Source organism: Pseudomonadota bacterium (assembly GCA_040752895.1).
Lineage (GTDB): Bacteria > Pseudomonadota > Alphaproteobacteria.
Map to the genome: position 1 here is coordinate 594,287 of JBFMHN010000001.1, position 18,634 is coordinate 612,920.

Annotated in this window: 17 protein-coding genes and 1 pseudogene; 10 read left to right on the forward strand and 8 right to left on the reverse strand. The window is 58.6% G+C overall.

The window, feature by feature from the left end:
• The 10 genes from cobO to AB1781_03085 are packed head-to-tail and all read left to right on the forward strand — an operon-like array spanning position 1 to position 8,204.
• Complete coding sequence (gene cobO, locus AB1781_03040; GenBank protein ID MEW5703549.1) at positions 1 to 606, forward strand: cob(I)yrinic acid a,c-diamide adenosyltransferase; 606 nt, start codon at positions 1 to 3, stop codon at positions 604 to 606.
• Entirely contained in the window at positions 603 to 1,886 is a 1,284-nt protein-coding gene (locus AB1781_03045; GenBank protein MEW5703550.1) for a cobyrinate a,c-diamide synthase, read from the forward strand. The genes cobO and AB1781_03045 overlap by 4 nt, the downstream gene beginning before the upstream one ends.
• The gene (gene bluB / locus AB1781_03050; protein ID MEW5703551.1) at positions 1,883 to 2,536 is read left to right on the forward strand and encodes a 5,6-dimethylbenzimidazole synthase; all 654 of its coding nucleotides are present in this window, start codon (positions 1,883 to 1,885) and stop codon (positions 2,534 to 2,536) included. Before AB1781_03045 ends, bluB begins: the two co-directional genes overlap by 4 nt.
• The gene (locus AB1781_03055; GenBank protein ID MEW5703552.1) at positions 2,533 to 3,342 is read left to right on the forward strand and encodes a cobalamin-binding protein; all 810 of its coding nucleotides are present in this window, start codon (positions 2,533 to 2,535) and stop codon (positions 3,340 to 3,342) included. Before bluB ends, AB1781_03055 begins: the two co-directional genes overlap by 4 nt.
• A complete protein-coding gene (gene cbiB, locus AB1781_03060; GenBank protein ID MEW5703553.1) occupies positions 3,339 to 4,253 on the forward strand; it encodes an adenosylcobinamide-phosphate synthase CbiB in 915 nt (304 codons plus the stop codon). The genes AB1781_03055 and cbiB overlap by 4 nt, the downstream gene beginning before the upstream one ends.
• Positions 4,246 to 5,271, forward strand: coding sequence for a threonine-phosphate decarboxylase CobD (gene cobD / locus AB1781_03065; protein MEW5703554.1), 1,026 nt, complete (start codon positions 4,246 to 4,248; stop codon positions 5,269 to 5,271). The genes cbiB and cobD overlap by 8 nt, the downstream gene beginning before the upstream one ends.
• A gap of 2 nt (positions 5,272 to 5,273) precedes the next feature.
• Positions 5,274 to 5,795: a bifunctional adenosylcobinamide kinase/adenosylcobinamide-phosphate guanylyltransferase gene (gene cobU / locus AB1781_03070; GenBank protein MEW5703555.1), complete on the forward strand. Its 522-nt coding sequence runs from the start codon at positions 5,274 to 5,276 to the stop codon at positions 5,793 to 5,795.
• Positions 5,792 to 6,850 carry a nicotinate-nucleotide--dimethylbenzimidazole phosphoribosyltransferase gene (gene cobT, locus AB1781_03075; protein MEW5703556.1) on the forward strand — a complete coding sequence of 353 codons (1,059 nt, stop codon included), beginning with the start codon at positions 5,792 to 5,794 and terminating at the stop codon, positions 6,848 to 6,850. The genes cobU and cobT overlap by 4 nt, the downstream gene beginning before the upstream one ends.
• A gap of 9 nt (positions 6,851 to 6,859) precedes the next feature.
• Positions 6,860 to 7,459, forward strand: coding sequence for an alpha-ribazole phosphatase (gene cobC, locus AB1781_03080; protein MEW5703557.1), 600 nt, complete (start codon positions 6,860 to 6,862; stop codon positions 7,457 to 7,459).
• A gap of 1 nt (position 7,460) precedes the next feature.
• Positions 7,461 to 8,204: an adenosylcobinamide-GDP ribazoletransferase gene (locus AB1781_03085; GenBank protein MEW5703558.1), complete on the forward strand. Its 744-nt coding sequence runs from the start codon at positions 7,461 to 7,463 to the stop codon at positions 8,202 to 8,204.
• A gap of 186 nt (positions 8,205 to 8,390) precedes the next feature.
• Here AB1781_03085 and AB1781_03090 read toward each other — a convergent pair.
• The 8 genes and pseudogenes from AB1781_03090 to AB1781_03125 form a co-directional block, all read right to left on the reverse strand.
• Positions 8,391 to 8,570: pseudogene (locus tag AB1781_03090) on the reverse strand (IS6 family transposase).
• Positions 8,571 to 8,710: 140 nt separating this feature from the next.
• Positions 8,711 to 10,831, reverse strand: a complete 2,121-nt coding sequence (locus tag AB1781_03095; GenBank protein ID MEW5703559.1) for an HD domain-containing phosphohydrolase — start codon at positions 10,829 to 10,831, stop codon at positions 8,711 to 8,713.
• A gap of 54 nt (positions 10,832 to 10,885) precedes the next feature.
• Positions 10,886 to 11,131: a hypothetical protein gene (locus AB1781_03100; GenBank protein MEW5703560.1), complete on the reverse strand. Its 246-nt coding sequence runs from the start codon at positions 11,129 to 11,131 to the stop codon at positions 10,886 to 10,888.
• Between the two features lie 600 nt (positions 11,132 to 11,731).
• Positions 11,732 to 11,887 (reverse strand): hypothetical protein, encoded by a 156-nt coding sequence (locus AB1781_03105; protein ID MEW5703561.1) that lies wholly within the window; start codon positions 11,885 to 11,887, stop codon positions 11,732 to 11,734.
• Positions 11,888 to 11,947: 60 nt separating this feature from the next.
• Positions 11,948 to 13,144: an EAL domain-containing response regulator gene (locus tag AB1781_03110; GenBank protein MEW5703562.1), complete on the reverse strand. Its 1,197-nt coding sequence runs from the start codon at positions 13,142 to 13,144 to the stop codon at positions 11,948 to 11,950.
• Positions 13,113 to 15,272 carry a response regulator gene (locus AB1781_03115; protein ID MEW5703563.1) on the reverse strand — a complete coding sequence of 720 codons (2,160 nt, stop codon included), beginning with the start codon at positions 15,270 to 15,272 and terminating at the stop codon, positions 13,113 to 13,115. The genes AB1781_03110 and AB1781_03115 overlap by 32 nt, the downstream gene beginning before the upstream one ends.
• The gene (gene cheB / locus AB1781_03120) at positions 15,250 to 16,335 is read right to left on the reverse strand and encodes a chemotaxis-specific protein-glutamate methyltransferase CheB (protein ID MEW5703564.1); all 1,086 of its coding nucleotides are present in this window, start codon (positions 16,333 to 16,335) and stop codon (positions 15,250 to 15,252) included. Before cheB ends, AB1781_03115 begins: the two co-directional genes overlap by 23 nt.
• Positions 16,336 to 16,342: 7 nt before the next feature.
• A complete protein-coding gene (locus tag AB1781_03125; GenBank protein MEW5703565.1) occupies positions 16,343 to 18,628 on the reverse strand; it encodes a hybrid sensor histidine kinase/response regulator in 2,286 nt (761 codons plus the stop codon).
• Positions 18,629 to 18,634: the final 6 nt, after the last annotated feature.

Here is an 18,634-nt window from a genome sequence, read left to right on the forward strand (position 1 = left end):
ATGCATATAGTTGACCCAGACCAGCGCCACCGGAGCCGTATGAAGCGCAAGAAAGCGGTGGTCGATGCCTCCATTACCCGCGCCGATCGCAAACAAGGGCTGCTGCTGGTGCTAACCGGCAACGGAAAGGGCAAGTCCAGTTCGGCCTTCGGCATGGCGGCGCGCGCCCTGGGTCATGATATGCGCGTTGGTGTGGCGCAGTTCATCAAGGGCCGTTCGGACACCGGCGAGGAGGCATTCTTCCACCGTCAGACCGGAATAGTCTGGCACACGCTCGGCGAGGGTTTTACCTGGGAAACCCAAAACCTGGCGCGCGATACCCAGACCGCACAACGCGGCTGGGCCGTCGCGCGCGAGATACTGCGCGACCCAAGCTTTGATTTGGTAATCCTGGATGAACTGACTTACCCGCTCAAATATGGCTGGCTAGAGATTGAAACCGTGCTGGCCGACCTTAAAACCCGACCGCCGATGCAGCATGTGGTGATTACCGGGCGCGGCGCGCCCAAGGCCCTTTGCGAAGCGGCCGATACGGTGAGCGAATTGCGCGACGTTAAACACGCTTTCCGCGCTGGCGTGCAGGCGCAAAAAGGGGTCGATTTATGAGACATTGCCCTGCCCTGTTCATCACGGCACCCGCCTCCAACCAGGGCAAGACCACGGTCACCGCCGCCCTGGCACGTTTCCATCGCAACCAGGGACGCAAGGTGCGCGTGTTCAAGACCGGACCGGATTTCCTCGATCCGATGATCCTGGAACGGGCCTCCGGCAACCCGGTGTACAACCTCGATTTGTGGATGGGGGGCGAAGATCACTGCCGCCAACTTCTTTACGATGCCGCGCAGGAAGCCGACTTTATTCTGATTGAAGGCGTGATGGGGCTGTTTGATGGCGAATGTTCCAGCGCCGATCTCGCCATGCTATTCAACATCCCCGTGCTTGCCGTGATTGACGGTTCCGCCATGGCTCAAAGCTTTGGCGCTATCGCGCACGGGCTGTCGACATACCGCCCAGGCCTTCCCTTCGTCGGCGTGTTTGCAAACCGTGTGGCGGGCCCATCCCATTACCAAATGCTGGCCGAGAGCTTGCCGTCGGGACTAAGCAGCTTCGGCTGGCTGGCACGCGATGCTGACATCGCCTTACCTGAACGTCACCTTGGTCTGGTGCAGGCAGCCGAAATCCGCGACCTGGATGCCCGCATCGCGAAGGCCGCCGCCGCACTGAAGAATGCCAGCGATGTTCTGCCACCGGCCACGGCCATCACCAAGCCTGCCCGGATATCCCGCGCGCCATTGCTTGAACGCACACGCATTGCCGTCGCGAAGGATGAGGCCTTTGCGTTTCTGTACCGCGCCAACCTCGACTTGTTAAGCGCCTTGGGTGCAGAACTTGAATTTTTCTCACCGCTTGCCGATACCGCGTTGCCCGAGGCGGGCGCGCTCTACCTTCCGGGCGGCTACCCAGAACTGCACCTCGACCAACTTGCGGCCAATTCGTCCATCAAAAAAGCTATTTGCATGCACCACGGCGAGGGCAAGCCCATCGTCGCCGAGTGTGGCGGCATGCTTTATCTTGCAGAATCCCTTACCGATGTTGAAGGGCACCGCGCGCCCATGGTCGGGTTGCTGCCCGGCAAAGCCGTCATGCAGCCGCGCCTGACAAATCTTGGCATGCACCACGCAGCCCTGCCGGAAGGTGCGATCAAGGGACATACCTTCCATCACTCCCAGATGGAATGCGGCCTTACGCCCATTGCCCACTCAAAATCCGCCCGTCACCACGGCCGGCTCGAACCGATCTATCGACAGGGACGGCTAACCGCTTCGTATCTGCATTTTTATTTTCCATCCAATGCCGAAACGGCCGCACGACTGTTTTTACCATGAGCCATTTCACCGAACACGAGATAGCCGCGGTATACCGCGTAATGCGCGAACGGCGGGATATGCGCCACTTCCTGCCCGACCCCATAGACCCGAAGGTGCTTTCGCGTCTGCTTGAGGCGGCGCATCTCGCACCAAGCGTAGGCTTGATGCAACCTTGGCGTTTCGTGCGCATCACCAACCCCGCGTTGCGCCGCGATATTCATGCGCTGGTCGAAGCGGAACGCAAAGCCACCGCAAAGGCCCTGGGCGAGCGCCAGGAAGAATTTTTGCGCCTCAAGGTTGATGGTGTGCGCCAATGCGGCGAGTTGTTCGTCGCGTCGCTTATGGACGGGCGCAAACATCATATCTTTGGCCGCCGAACGCTGCCGGAGATGGATATCGCCTCGGTGGCCTGTGCTATTCAGAATCTGTGGCTGGCCGCCCGTGCCGAAGGGCTGGGAATGGGATGGGTCTCGCTGTTCGATCCCGTAGCACTTGCCAAATTATTGAAGATGCCGATGGGCGCCAAGCCACTGGCCGTCCTCTGCCTTGGGCGTGTTGAAGCTTTCTATCCCGCGCCGATGCTGGAGATGGAGGGCTGGACCCGGGGACGTCCATTGCAAGAACTGGTGTTTGATAACAGCTGGGGCAACACGGGGACGTTAACGTGACCTTTGCCCAGAAAGAACCGCAACGCATTGTCTGCCTGACCGAGGAAACCACCGAGACGCTGTACCTGCTCGGCGAACAGCATCGCATTGTTGGTATTTCTGGTTTTACCGTGCGCCCGCCCCAGGCGCGAAAAGAAAAACCGAAGGTCTCGGCTTTCACCAGCGCCAAGATTGACAAGATCCTAGCCCTTGAACCGGATCTGGTTCTGGGTTTCTCCGATCTGCAAGCCGACATTGCCGCGCAGCTAATCCGTGAGGGCGTGGAAGTCCACATGTTTAACCAACGCACCGTGGCGGGCATTTTTGGCATGATCCAGATGCTTGGCGCCATGATCAACGCAACGACCAAAACGGAAACCCTGATCACCAAATTGCGCGGCAGCCTGGCAAGCATCGAGCAATCGGCCGCACGACAGAAACGCCGGCCACGTGTGTATTTCGAGGAATGGAACGCGCCTTTGATTTCCGGCATCGGCTGGGTGTCGGAACTAATCACCCTTGCCGGCGGCGAAGATTGTTTTGAGGAACTGGCATCGGCACAATCGGCCAAGGACCGTATCATTGCCGATGAAACGGAAGTCATCCGCCGCGAACCGGACATCATCATCGGGTCCTGGTGCGGCAAGCCTTTCCGCCCCGAACAGCTATGCAAGCGGCCGGGTTGGGCGGCGATACCCGCAATACGCAACGGGCATCTCTATGAAATCAAATCCTGCGACATTCTCCAGCCGGGGCCAGCGGCGTTAACCGACGGCGTGCATCAACTCCATGCCCTCATCCAGCGTTGGGTAGAGAGCCAAGAATGACAACCGCGCTGCTGGCGCTGGCAGCCGTGCTGCTGGACTGGTTGTTGGGCGAACCACGCAGACGGCATCCGCTGGTCGGCTTCGGCAGGTTGATCAACCGTGTCGAGCGCGGACTTTATGGCAGCGCCTTTGGACCGCCAGGCGCCCTTAAGATGCGCGGTGTATTGGCCGTAGCGCTATTGCTCCTGCCCTTCACGGCAGCTGCCGCGGCACTGGCTGCCCTACCTTATGCCGGCATTCTCTTCAGCCTATGCGCGCTTTATTTCGCCATCGGCCACAAAAGCCTGCATGACCACGCCCGGCCTGTGGCGATAGCACTCCAGAAGAACGATGACGATGTGGCGCGCCGGCTGGTCGGCCGCATGGTCAGTCGCGACTCGGCCGCATTGGACGCTCCTGCTGCTGCGACCGAATCGGTATTGGAGAACGGCAACGACGGCGTGTTCGGCGCGCTGTTTTGGTTCGCCGTCGCAGGGGCGCCCGGCGCCGTGCTCTACCGATTGGCAAATACACTCGACGCCATGTGGGGTTACCGCAATAACCGCTACCGGGATTTCGGCTGGGCCGCCGCGCGCCTCGACGATGCGCTGAATTACCCGCCGGCGCGTCTTACCGCGCTTACCTACGCCCTGCTCGGTAACACCCGGCAGGCCTTGGCCTGCTGGCGAACCCAAGCACCGGCCTGGGACAGCCCCAACGCCGGCCCCGTCATGGCGGCCGGCGCCGGCGCGCTGGGTATCTCTATCGGCGGACCCGCGCGTTACGAGGGTGAATGGCATAAACGTCCCGTCCTGGGCGTAGGCGCGGCGCCCAAGGCCTGCGACATCGAGCGTGCGCTCAGACTGGTGCGGCATGGCGTGTGGCTGTGGCTTGGATTGCTTGTCCTCTTCGCGGGGCTCATCAATGCTTGAGCACGGCGGCAGACTGAGGCAAGCGGCCGTGCAGTACAGCATACCAATTGCGGATTGGCTGGATCTCTCTACGGGAATTAATCCCGATGGCTGGCTGGTGCCCACCGTCCCGACCTCGGCCTGGGGGCAGCTGCCCGAAGACAATGACGGGCTAGAACAGGCCGCGCGCGAATATTACAACGCTGAATATCTTTTACCTGTTGCCGGTTCGCAAGCGGCAATCCAGGCACTGCCGCAACTGCGCGCGCCCTCTCGCGTCGGTGTATTTGATCCCGGCTATGCCGAGCATAGGCATGCCTGGCAGCGTGCCGAACACTTCGTCACGCCAGTCACTGCAAAGTCTGTGGATCAAGCGGTGTCGGAACTGGAGGTGCTTGTCCTTATTCATCCAAACAATCCCACCGGCGAGTGCTTCCCGGTGGAACAATTGCTCGCTTGGTACGGGCAACTCGCCACCCATGGCGGCTGGCTGGTGATAGACGAAGCCTTCATGGACGCCACACCCGAGATGAGTCTCGTTCCCCATGCTACCCGCCCCGGCCTGATCGTATTGCGCTCGCTAGGCAAGTTCTTCGGCCTTGCCGGAGCGCGGGTGGGGTTTGTGTGCGCGCAACCTGAACTGCTGACGCGGCTCAATGCCATGCTCGGCCCCTGGACCCTCAGTACGCCCGCGCGCTGGGTGGCCAGCGCAGCGCTGAGGGATCGCGCCTGGCAACAAACTTTCCGACAACGGCTGCTCGACAACAGCGCACGCTTGCGTGCCTTGCTCACGCGGCATGAACTCGCGCCTGATGGCGGCTGTGTCCTGTTCCAGTGGGTGCGCACACCGCAAGCGGCCGCGATGCATGAAAGGTTGGCGCATCAAGGCATCCTGACACGCCTGTTCACCGATCCGCCGAGCCTACGCTTCGGTCTGCCGAACACCGAAGCGAACTGGCAGCGACTGGACACGGCACTGGTCCACGCGGCCGCATGCGATCTTGCCTGGGTGAACCCATGCGCGCCCGCACGCCGATGACGGTGAAGACCTTGATCCTCGGCGGCGTCCGTTCGGGCAAGAGCCGATTGGCCGAAAGCCTCGCAGTCAAAAGCGGCCTTCCCGTTACCTACGTTGCCACCGCCACGGCCGATGATAAGGAGATGGCCACGCGCATTGCTGCACATCGCGCACGCAGGCCAACCCATTGGCAACTAATCGAGGAACCGATCCGGTTAGCTTCCGTATTGAACACACATGCGGTTGTCGGACACTACGTGCTCGTTGACTGCCTGACGCTCTGGCTCACAAACCTGCTGACGGCAGAGGATGCGGCCCTATTCAAGCACGAGCGCGCGGCCTTGCTCGCGGCGCTACCAAAACTGGCGGGCCAGATTCTTCTGGTTAGCAACGAAACCAACATGGGCGTGACGCCGCTGGGCGACTTAAGCCGCCGTTATTGCGATGAGGCCGGCCAGCTGCATCAGGAACTTGCCCAAGCCTGCGACCAGGTGATCCTGACCGTCGCGGGTCTGCCCCAAATATTGAAAGGAGCCCCCCTTTGAACGCGACCATCGACTGGCTACAGGTACCGGCCGCACTGCCGGACGGCGATGCCCGGCGGGCCGCCGAAGCGCGTCAGGCGACTCTCACCAAGCCGCCCGGTGCCTTGGGAAGGCTCGAGGAAATCGCGATTCGGCTGGCGGCGCTGCAAGGCACCGAGCGACCCCACGTGGACCCGGTGTGCATCGCCGTATTTGCCGCCGATCATGGCGTGGCGGAGGAAGGCATCTCGGCCTTTCCCCAAGCGGTCACCGCCGAGATGGTAAGAAACTACGCCCATGGTGGCGCCGCCATCAACGTGCTGGCCCGCGCACTCGGTGCGGAACTGGAAGTGATCAACTTAGGTACGGTCGACGACCCTGGCCCCCTGGAAGGCGTGCTGAACCTTTCACTTGGTCCCGGCACCGCCAATTTCTGCCGGGAACCGGCCATGCACGAAGAACAGCTTTTCCGCGCCCTGAGTGCGGGCCGCCAAGCGGTTGAACGCGCCAAGCTGGCCGGCGCGCGACTCTTCATCGGCGGCGAGATGGGCATTGGCAACACCACCACCGCAGCAGCGCTGGCCTGCGCCTTGCTTGATGAAGCGCCGGAACGGCTCGCCGGTCCGGGCGCTGGCTTGGGTGCGCAAGGGATCGCGCATAAGACCGGGATTATCAGCCAAGCACTGGACCGGCACAGCCGATACCATGGCGCACCGTTGGAAGCGTTGCGCCGGCTCGGTGGCTTTGAGATCGCGGCGTTAACCGGCAGCTATATGGCTTGCGCACAGATGGGTCTGCCGTCGCTGGTGGATGGCTTCATCAGCTCGGTGGCGGCGCTCATCGCTGCACGGCTATGCCCCGGTGCCGAAAGTTGGTTTCTTTTCTCGCACATCTCGGCGGAACCAGGCCACCGAACCGTGCTCGACACACTAGACGCTCGGCCCTTTCTAGACCTCGGTATGCGCTTAGGCGAGGGCAGTGGTGCAGCAGCCACGGTGCCACTGTTGCGCCTCGCCTGCGCGCTACACAATGGAATGGCGACCTTTGCCGAAGCACAAGTCTCTGAAAAAACCTGATACCGCGTCATGAAAAATTTCACCCGCATTGATCTCCTGCGCCACGGCGAAACGCAAGGCGGCGCTTGCTTTCGCGGCAGCACGGACGACCCGCTGACCGATACCGGGTTGGATCAGATGCGATCTTCCACTAACGGAAACCATGGCTGGGATCAGGTGATCACCTCGCCGCTCGAACGTTGCGCCAGCTTCGCCAAAGCGTTTGCGCGGCAGCGATCGCTTCCCATAACGTTCGACAAAAGGATCCAGGAGATGCATTTCGGTGCCTGGGAAGGCCACACCGCCGCCGAACTCGCGGCCAAAGACCCGGACGCACTTGCACGCTTCTGGAGCAATCCGGACGGATACCCTCCGCCTGGCGGCGAGCCGCTCGCGCAGTTTCAGGCACGCGTGCTTGCCGCCTGGAACAGCATTACCCATCGTCACAACGGGCAACACGTGCTGGTCGTTACCCATGGTGGCGTGATCCGAGTCCTGCTCTGTCACGCGCAACAACGGCCCATTGGCAAACTGCTGGAAATCGAAGTCAAGCACGGGGCGTTGTACAGCCTGCGCGTCTCTATTGATTCGAAGCAAGCGCGCGCCTCCGAGCGGATCGGCAAGGCCTAATATGTTCTTGCTCCACCCTTTCCTAATCGCCCTGCAGTTTCTCACCATACTGCCAGTACGGCTCAAAGAACCGCCAGACAGCAAGGCAATGGGCCGTTCGCTGCCCTATTATCCGCTGATAGGCCTGCTCCTCGGTGCGCTACTTGCTTTCCTCGGCTGGGGGCTTGGTGACGCGCCCACGCTCATAGCCACCGCCTTGATACTTGCTGTTTGGGTGTTGTTGACAGGGGGGATGCACCTTGACGGGTTAGCAGACAGCGCAGATGCCTGGATCGGTGGCATGGGGAATCGTCAAAAAACGCTCGCGATCATGAAAGACCCCTGTTGCGGCCCGGCGGCGGTGGCCACTCTGCTCTTGCTTCTTCTGATCAAATTCGCGGCACTGGAACACCTCGTCGCGACCAAAAATTGGGAAATCCTGATGCTGCCCCCTGTCCTCGGCCGCACGACATTGGTGTTGCTTTTCCTCACCACACCCTATGTCCGGCCAAATGGCCTTGGAAGCCAGATCGCAAACCATTTTTCTCGCCGCGCGAGCGCAGCCGTCACTCTTTTCGTCTTGGTTGCTGTTTTTCTCTTCATTGGTATCGCAGCATTTTGGCTGCTTTTACCCGTGGCAGGCGCTTTCTTAGTGCTACGCACGCTCATGCAGCGGCGCATCGGTGGCGCCACCGGTGATACCGCCGGGGCGTTGGTCGAGATCACCGAAACAGCCGTGCTGCTTACCGCAGCCCTGATGGGATAATGACGCCGGGTGCAGGAAGTCGGTGCTGTCAGTCTAATACGACCCCCCCCTCCTATGTGCCGGGAAATGCTGGGATCATGCCGCCAATCGAAGCGTGAATGGCGGCGAATTTCTGCAAGGTTTTGATGTCCCTGAATTTCGCCATCGCGCCCTCTCGTCTCCGAAACGGCTGGTGAGAATTCTCGGCGCAAGCATCGATCCGAACCGGTGCCACCAGAAACGCACAGTCTCGTGGCAGATATCAATGCCACGTTCGAACAGCAGGTCTTCGACCTGGCGCAGCGATAGCGGATAGCGGATATACATCATCACCGTGAGGCGAATCACCTCAGGAGAACTGTTGAAACAGCGGAAAAAACTTTGCATCCTTGGAGGGTATGGAAATCCCCTTCCCGGCTCAATCCGATTTACTCTGATAATGCCATTGAAATAGCGGCGCAGTTCATGGACAGTCAGATTTCAGTACTAGCGAGCCGATTAACGTGACAATTCCACTATCATAAAAATTATCCGGAGAGTCCGGAGAGTTCCGCAAAGCTACGCCAGCGCTCGCGCCCGCCGCGGTTTTCCAAGTGGTTGACTAGCGCGACAACGACACGACGATCGAAAAGCGTTCCCTCGCCCCGGCGCAAATTCTCGATCGTTTCGTCAAAACCGATACCGTCCCGGTAAGCGCGCGGCGAGACCATGGCGACAAAGGCGTTAGCGACCGCGACAATGCACGCCGTGAGGAGAATATCCTCGCCAGCCAGCCCGCTTGGGGCACCGCTGCCGTCCCAGTGCTCCTGCAATTGGCGAAGGGTGGCCGTAACCGGCCCGGCGAAGGCGATCCCCTCAAGCAGGTCAGCACTGGCCTGTAGGCTTTCCTGGACCAACTTCTTATCGGATTCGGCCAGGGGGCCTTGGCGCGTGAGCAGTTCCTCTGGCACCAGGATCTTGCCAAGATTCATCAATTTTCCCGCCGTCTCGGCGGTCTCGACCAGCTCCGCCTCAAGACCCATCTCGCCGGCGATCGCACGGGACACTTCCGCCACCCGTTCGGAATGATGCGCCGCATAGGGGTCGCGTCGGTCCACGAGGGCGACAAGCGCCGCGACCAGCTGGCGCAGCGTCCGTTCATGACGTTCAGTGGCCAGAATAATCGCCGTCAGGTCCTTCTCGGCAATGAGAACGCCACCCCCCATCTCGCCAACTCCCGCCAAGGGAACGTGGATGGATTCGAAGACGCGCCGCCCTTTCTCTTCGCCTTCCTTGCCCTGCCGGTGAATGGCGGTAACGACTTTCCCGCTGCGAAGCGCCTCGCAATTCAGCGTCTCGAGTCGCTGCGCTGCCGCCGGGCCGAGCACGCTGGCGAGCGTCTTGCCAATCGTGTCTTCCGGCGTGATCCCCGCCGCCCGCGCCGCCATTTGGTTGGTAAAGCGATAGCGGTGTTCAGAATCCACCAGATAAAGCGCGTCCGACTGACTGTCTGTCACCAGACGGAGGAAATCTTTTTGCCGCTCGAACCGCTCAGCGAGTTTGCGGTATTTCGCAGCGGCCGCCTCCGCACGGCGAGACGATCCATGCCACCAGACCGCGACGAAGGCAACTGCGAGGAACGTCATTCCAAATAGGAAACCGCCGACGAGGCGTTTGCGTCGCGCTTCGCTTCCAGCCAACGCTTCCGCCCGGTCTACCTTGGTGATCAGAGTCCACGGCAGGACGGCGAGGGCGCGGGACGTCGCCAGCACCGGAACGTCGCGATAATCGCGCCCGGTCACGAAACCGCCGGGCGCGCCCAGCAAGGCGGCGTCGGCTAGTTCGGGCGTATCCAGCGCCAGGCGTTTCTGAAGGGGGGCGGCACCATCCCGCAAATGCGACAGATATTCAACCGTCGCTCCCTCCACGCGCACGAGAAGGCTTTCCAGACTTTTCTCGTTAATACCCGGCTGGGTAAGCAGGGCCGCGATGGGCCTGCCCGCCTCACGCACACCAAGGACGCGACCCACCTGCTGGCTTGCGATGCGATCGCCCTGGACGGCAAAGATCGGCACGATGAAACCCAGCGCTGGCTCGCCGGCCGGATCCCGGTAGAGGTCGAGGAAGCCGCGTTCGCCGAGAGGCGTGCGCGCCAAGGCTTCGGCAAACCGGCCTTCGAGCGGCGGCATGTCCGGCGTGGCGACGAGGAGTTCGTTCGAAGGACCAAGCAGGGCAAGCCCAGTCAGGCCGACGCGCCGGACGTTTGCCGCTACGTCCGCACCCAAGGGTTCCGCCCCGAAGCCAGCCCGCGCCGCTGTTGTGACCAACAAGTTGTATAGGTACTCGCGCTGGGCATTGAGGATGCTGGGGTTGGCCCCGGCGTCCTTTGGACCGGTCAGTCCCATCAGGTAGATTTGGAGCGCGGCGTTGTTGGCGAGTTCCTGCAACACGCCGTATTGGGAATCGACCCAGTCATTCACGGCAACTGATCGGCTTTCGACGACGATGCGGAGACGATCCTGCCAGACTCGCAGGTCGCGGGCGCGTTCCTGTTCCGCAAAGCGAAGAATGCCGAAAACCCCGGCCAGGCAGACTAACCCTAACGCCAGCCAGATCGTAACGACACGCAAGTTCACATGCATCTTTCCCGCCCAGCCCGCTTTTGCCATTCGATTCCCCGATTCTTTGTCCTTGGAATATCGGTAGTGGCGGGAGAGCGCACCCTAGCCGTCGTGGGGGCGGACATGGGCGACGGCGGCTTTGCTGATGAGGTGCATCTGCTCGGCCTCGTCCAGGAAGGGAAAGAAACGGTGCGAATCGTTCAGCAAATCCTGAATACGCATCGTCGCCTCGATAAAGACGTGTCCCTTGAGGACCTTCCCGTCCTGCAGTGTGATCTCGATGTATTCTCGGATCTTTGGAATCTTTGGCGCTATTCTCGGTATGCGGTGCCGACTGACCTCACTCATGGGCGACTCCTACACCTCGGGCCTAAACCTTATGCCATCTTCGCTTAACCCAACATTTTATTTCCCGGACAGTCCCTGAATCTAACTGCAATGATAGCCGAGAATACAACTCCGGGAAACCTCAGAAAGGATAGCTGGCGGGTTCGTTACAAGCCTGGATGTTCAGGTGGACCCATGGGGCCCTTTTGGGTTGTTCTTCTTTAGCCGGACACGCGTCTATCTGACCGTCAAGGCCGACATTAGCGGAAGTGGGCGCAGTTCATCAATAGACCATAAGGCCATAGGATTTTCTGAAACAGACCCGTGGCATTGTGACTCGGCCATCTAAGAAGATAACAAGCGCCCGTGACGGACCACCTCGGCTCCGACCCTCATCAGCCTGTTCCGCAACGTAGTAAGCGACTGGAACTCAATCACCTCAAGTGGAGCCAGCGCGCACATCAAGTTACCGAGATTGTCAGTTAAAACATGAAGCTGAAGGCGAGCGACGTCGTTGCGGAACGAAAGCTGGCCATCCCGATGATGGGGCTCAACGCTTGCTCAGCCCGAGAGTCTCCCGGACGTGAACAACCAAACGCCTCGTAAGGTGTTACCCCTTTATCACGCAAGACCTCTTGGGGCCGCGTTGTTGCGTACGGCTTTCGCGAGCGGCTTCTTAAGCTTCACGTTCTTTTCCTTAAGTGCCCTCAGCCGCTTGGCCTCGGACACCACCATGCCGCCATACCCCAACTTCCATATTGAGATGTATTCTTTCATCGCAGATACATTCTGCGGGGACCACGTCAAATCATATCCGCATGGTTCGCACCACGTTGACTAACTTTTTTCCCCGTCATTAGTCGGCTCTCTCTGCTCCATGACGGTTCGGCTTCGGAGGAAGGTGGAAAGGTTGTCCGCGGACATAGGCTTGCCGATCAGATAACCTTGTGCGGTGTGACAACCAACATCGCGCACTAAAGTAAGCGCCTTTTTTGATTCGACCCCCTCCGCACAAAGGCGAATTCCCAGACTGTTGGATAGGCCAGCAATCGAGCGGATGATCTTCACCGCCTCCGTATTGGTGTCACTCTCGATGATAAAGGACTTATCGATCTTCATTTCATTGAACGGCATTCTATGAAGTTGAACCAGCGACGAGTATCCTGTTCCAAAATCGTCGAGCGAAAGCCAAAAACCCTTTAACCTGAACCGCGTCAGGACATCCATTGTCAAGGTAACGTCTTTCATGGCGGCGCTTTCTGTGATCTCTAGGATCAGTCGGTTTGTATCGATTTGGTTTGACCGACACATATCATGATAACGGTCGGGAAGATCGATATCTTTCAAAAGTAGAGGTGAGATGTTTATCGAGACAGATAGGGTAAACCCCTGTGCCTGCCAAGCTATTAGCTGCTTGAGTGTCTTTTGAAGAATCAGTTCGGTTAAAGCCCCAATCAGCCCCGTGCTTTCGGCGATCGAAATGAATTTAGTTGGATCAAGCAGACCCCGCTCAGGGTGGTCCCAACGTGCCAGCGCTTCACAAGATGAGACATCACAGGAGTGATCGGCTGTTAGATCTAACTTTGGTTGATAATGAACGGTAATCTGGCCCTCCTCGATTGCCTGGCGCAAATCCGACTCATTGGGTGACCCAAGTTGAGACAATCCTGGTCCGAGAAGCTTCTCGATATCGCGAACCCGTATTGGCTTCTGAAGGATGCCAAGCATACGGAGTCCGCGGTTATTTCCCAATTGCAGGGCCGATTGCAGCACACGCTGATCGGCACCGCTCATTATTGCGATTTGGGCGGTAGTTTGACATTCTGCAAGCTTACGGATCAGTTCTATGCCATCTACATTAGGCATTTTAAGATCTAGGATGATCACAACAGGATTGACCGCATCGTAGTGCACCCAGAAGACATCGGGGTTATCGGTTGCTAACGCTTCAAAGCCTAGATCTTTCACAACTTCGCAAATGAAGTTCCCGACATCCGACTCATCATCGATAATGAGAAGGTGTTTTGCGATCACGACTGTTTCCCCTATGTTTTCTTCTCGAGTACTTGTTGGAGTTTCTTGGACAATTCAGCCATGCTATAAGGCTTGCCAATGAAACCGTATCGGGGGTTATAATCCGACCGTTTACTGCAGCAGAATCCGCATAACCTGAACAGAATAGTATCCTCAGATGTGGCCAACGTTTCTGCGCCTCCGCCGCCAACGCAACGCCACTCATACCGCCTGGCATGATGACGTCAGTGAATAACACGTCGATACGATCATGCTTTTCCAAGAGTTCCAACGCCTGCTGGGCATTTTCTGCATGGATTACATGGCAGTTTAGGGCTTTCAACATCGAAATCCCAATCTCGCGAACATCGGGATTGTCGTCCACGATAAGAACCGTCATAGAATCATGCACAAACGATCTGGAAAATTCCCCGCTCGCATCCTGTTGCTCGGTTTCATGAGAAGCAATTAATGGTAAGTACATGCGAACGGTAGCGCCATGTCCTTCCTCACTATAAATACTTACGTGCCCGCCGGATTGCTTGATAAAACCATAGACCATGCTGAGTCCGAGGCCTGTTCCTTTATCTTTTTCTTTGGTTGTAAAGAATGGCTCGAAGACATGCTCCAAAACGCCAGCAGACATTCCGGTACCGGTATCGGAGACGGATACCATGACATAATCACCCGGCTTCGTGTCGGCATAACAAGCGGCATAATTTTCGTCGAGATATTTGTGGCCGATTTCAATCGTGAGCTTGCCACCATTGGGCATCGCATCACGAGCATTAATAGCCAAGTTGAGTAGAGCATTCTCAAATTCTGACTCATCGATGTTAGCCCACCATTGACCATGAGAAGCCGCTGACTCGAATTCGATTGCTTCGCCGAGGGTGCGACGTAGCATCTCATCCATGCCAGATACCAGCGCGCCGACGTTACACGTCTTCTGTTCCAGCACCTGCTGGCGCGAGAACGCGAGCAGCCTATGTGTCAAGGCAGCCCCACGCTCGGCAGCTTGGCGCACAATTTGAACGCGCTTTTGAAGCTGTTCGTCGACAGGCGTTGCTCTCTCAAGCAATTCAAGATTTCCAAGGATCACGGTAAGCAGATTATTGAAATCGTGAGCGACACCACCCGCGAGATGCCCAATCGCTTCCAGTTTCTGTGCCTGACGGAGTTGCCGCTCTATTGCCTTCAGAGATGAAAGGTCCCGTACGACGCCGACGAATGCGCGGTGAGCACTAGCACTCATTTCGTTCACGCCCACTTGCATCGGGAACGTCGTTCCATCCTTGCGCCGCCCCTCAACCTCGCGCGGCCCCTTGCCGATGATCTTCCCAACTCCGGTATGGATGTACGTGGTGAGGTAAGTGTCATGCTGGCTATGGTACGGTTCTGGCATCAGCATATTGACGTTCTTTTCGACCACTTCGTCAGCCGTGTAGCCGAAGATGCTTTGTGCGGTTAGATTGATCGATTCAATAATGCCTCGTTCATCGATCGTGATGATTCCCTCGGTCACACTATCGACGATTATGCGATACTTCTCTTCCGACGTGCGAACGCGGCCTTCCAAAAGATGAGCGTATTCCTCTATCTTGGCTTTGGCGGATGCCAATTCCTCCTTGCTTTTTTCAAGATCCAAATTGGTTTGAACAATGTCCTCAAAGGTGGAGATCAACAGATCCAATATCTGTTCCTTCTCGGCTCCAATGGCGAACGTCTTACCAAAGAATTCGATCTCAACGCCAACCCGGAGTTTTCCTCGCATGCGCAGCTCCTTGTTGTGAAGGATCATGCGAATACGGTTGATCAGCCGGTCTGGGTCATACGGCTTGGTGTAGAAGTTGTCGGCGCCGTACTCCAAACCCCGAAAAATGTCCATCGGGTCCTTGCGGGTGGTGAGCAGAATGACGGGAATGTTTTTCCACGCCGGCTCAGCCTTGATATTGCGGCAGAGATCGTAACCTGATAACCCGGGCATGACGATGTCAGAAATTACTATGTCGAACGATAATTCGGCAAGACGCGCGAGGGCCGCCTCGGCGTTGACGGCAACCTCGGCATCGAAGCCTTCTTCATCGAGAATCAACCTCAGTTGTTCGGCCTGAGTCGGGCTATCTTCAACGATTAGAATGCGGGCCATGGGGACCCTCCTCGTTTTTGGTTGTCCTCGTATCTGCAACCATTGCCGTCAACCACTCTCCGATCGAGTATACTGGCAAAACGTTGTCAACCAATCCCTGAGCGATCGCGGCCCCTGGCATGCCGAAGACGATGGAACTCGACTCGTCTTGCGCCACCACGCGGCCGCCGGTGGTTCTAACGGCGCGCAAGCCTTCAACCCCATCCTGGCCCATGCCCGTTAGAATCACGGCCACTGCGGAAGGGCCAAAAACTTTCCCGACTGACTCGAATAAATAGGTCGCCGAAGGACGGAATCCATTGATCGGGCGGGCGTCATCGAGCTTGATTCGGGAGTTGGGACTAACGCCCATGTGGGCACCATCCCCGGCTAGGTAGACGGTGGAAGGAGCCAGTGGATCGCCGTTCTTTGCCACTTGAACCTTCAAAGCGCAGGCGGTATTCAGCCACGATGCCAAACCATCCACAAATCCGCCTGTGATGTGCTGCACGATCAGGATCGGCACTGGAAATTGAGCCGGCAGATCCCCCAAAATACGTGCCAGCGCGGCTGGCCCACCCGTCGAGGCCGCGACCGCGATACCGCGGACCTGGGCCGACGGCGGCGTGTTGGCTGCGCGCGGCGAACGCTGGGGAACTGCGCGCATCGGCCAATGACGTATGACCTTGACGCCGGCCATCGCCTTGACCGTTGAAATGAGATGCGCAATAGCTTCTTTAAAATGGGGAGAGTCCATTCCCGGAGGCTTCTCCAGCAAGGCAAGGGCCCCTGCGCATAGCGCGTTCATGGAGATCTTGACATCGCGCACGTCTACGCTGGCCGAAATAATAACAATTGGCGTTGGCGTCTCGATCATAATCCGTTTGGTCGCCTCGAAGCCGTCGAGCTCAGGCATGTTGACGTCCATGGTGACGACGTCAGGCCGCAAACGCTTGACCTGTTGGATCGCATCGCGGCCATTCTTTACCGTGCCGACAATTTCAATCTCCGGATCTGCACGAAGAACCGTGACCAGAAGCTCCCTGATGGTGACTGAATCTTCGGCGATGAGTACGCGGATCATCCAAGCCTCATATAAGCTCTTCGATGGCCTGGATCAGCTTTGTCTGATCGAATGCACTCTTCAAAAGATAAGCGTCGGCGCCGGCATCTAACCCACGCATCTTGTCCTGTTCGGTCTCCATTGCCGTGACAAGAATCACTGGCAGGTTTTGAAGACGCTTGGAGTTCCGGATCGCCTCCGTCAATCCGAAGCCATCCATGCGCGGCATTTCGACATCGGTCACCACTAGGTCCGCCCCCTTCTCTTGCAGGAGTTGCCACGCCCCCATCCCGTCAGAGGCGTCCAACACCTCGTAGCCAGCGGCCTCCAGGATGCTTTTCATGAGCGTCCGCGTAGTCACGGAGTCGTCCACGACGAGCAAGCGTTTCTTCGCTTCGAACGGACGGCTGGCGAGAGCATCCGAAAGTGCATGAGTGGCCATGTGTCCGAGGGCAGTGTGCAGGAGGTCGGCGGCATTGAGGATTAGTGCGATTCGCCCCGTCGGCAGGATCGTCGCCCCGGCTATGTTGTTTACGTGCTGCAGTCGCGGGCCGAGATCTTTTACCACCACTTCCTGCTCTGCAAGCAATTCATCAACCGTGAAGGCGGCGTGCTTGGCGTCTACTCCGAGGACGACGACTAACGCTTTGCCGTCGACATATGCCGCCTCGTGCGTCTGCTGCCCTAGAATATCCGCCAGGCGAAACACCGGCACGGGAGCACCATCAAAGACCAAGACATCGCGTCCCTCTATTGTCCGCAGATCACCTACCTCGACGCGGCGCAGACCGCGAACTGCGGCGCTGTCGAACGCATATGTCTGCCCCTCGGCCCTCACCAGCAAGGCTGGCAGCCTGGTTAAGGTCAGCGGCACGGTCAAAACAACACGGCTGCCACGCCTAGGCTCGAAGACAACATCGTAGCTGCCCCGCTGCGATTCAGCGGCCGTCTTGACCACGTCGAGGCCGACGCCCCGTCCGGAGATTTCGGTGAGGATCGGGGACGTCGTGAAACCGTGTGTAAAGGCAAGACGCGCGATCGCGCGATCATCTTCAGGCAGCGGCAGACCCCGCTTTTGCGCTTGCGCGCGGATGGCTTCGATATCGAAACCACGACCATCGTCAGCGACGGTGATCTCGACCCGTCCTTGACGAAGCGCCGCGGTCAAAGTAATCTGACCGCGTGCGGCTTTTCCGGCGACGACTCGCGCTGCCGGAGGTTCGATGCCATGGTCGACCGCGTTCCGCACCAGATGTAGAAGCGCATCCTTAATCGCCGCGACGACCGAGCGATCGATTTCGATCTCTCCGCCTTCGACGGCAAGATCGACTTCCTTGCCAGTTTCCTTGGCGAGGTCGCGTGCTGCACGATCGAGTCCCTCGCAAGCCTCGGCGAACGGCACCATCCGCGCCCGCATCACTTCCCTTTCCAGGGGCGCCGCAACCTGGTCAAGCGCCTTGCGATCAGCCGCGAAGTCAGCCGCCAAATGTTCCGTTTGTCGCATTAGCCACAGCAGGTTCTCCTTGCCTTGTTCCAGCATTCGCATCACCGAAAGGGAGGCCTGGGGGGTACCCGAGGATATATCTCCATGGCCATTATGGCGCCACGACCCGCGCATTGACTTCTCGACAGCCTGCCATTCCGACTGCCATCGCTTCAACATGTCTATGAGGTGCTCTAGGTCCGCGTCGCGATCCGCGGTTCGACTTCGAGCGACGCGCAATTCCCCGCCGAGTGTGATCAATCGGTTGAGCCTGGCCGAGGGAATACGCACGAATGCTTCTCTTGCTTCTCTCGTTGAAATTTCCGCTGCCTCACTGATCGGAGCCCCGCCAACGGACGGCGGTGCAGCTATACTCTCGCCAGCCGTGGTCACGAGAGCCACGTCGGACGGCTGCGAGGCCGGAACCGGGCTGGCGCAAGCAGCCTGCAATCTGGGCAGCAGTGCCATAAGCGGGCTTTTCGAGACGTCTTTTCCACCCCCAAGCCGTTGGCCCATATCCTTGATGGCATCGGCCGTCGCGAACAAAAGCTCGAACAGCTTCGCGTCGATATTGATGGCGCCGTCCCGGGCGGCGGCAAAGATTGATTCGAGGTGGTGGCCGACGGTCTCAAGCACGTCGACGTTTACTGACCGCGCCGCCCCCTTCAGGCTGTGGCCGGTACGGAACAGATTCTTGAAAACTTCCATCCGGACGGACATGTCCGACTCCCGTTCGAGAATTAGGAGATTCCGGTCGAGCGCCTGCACGTGCTCTTCGAGTTCGCCAAGGAACGTCTTTAGCAGCCGACGGACGAGCGTGTTTTTGTCCATTTTGGA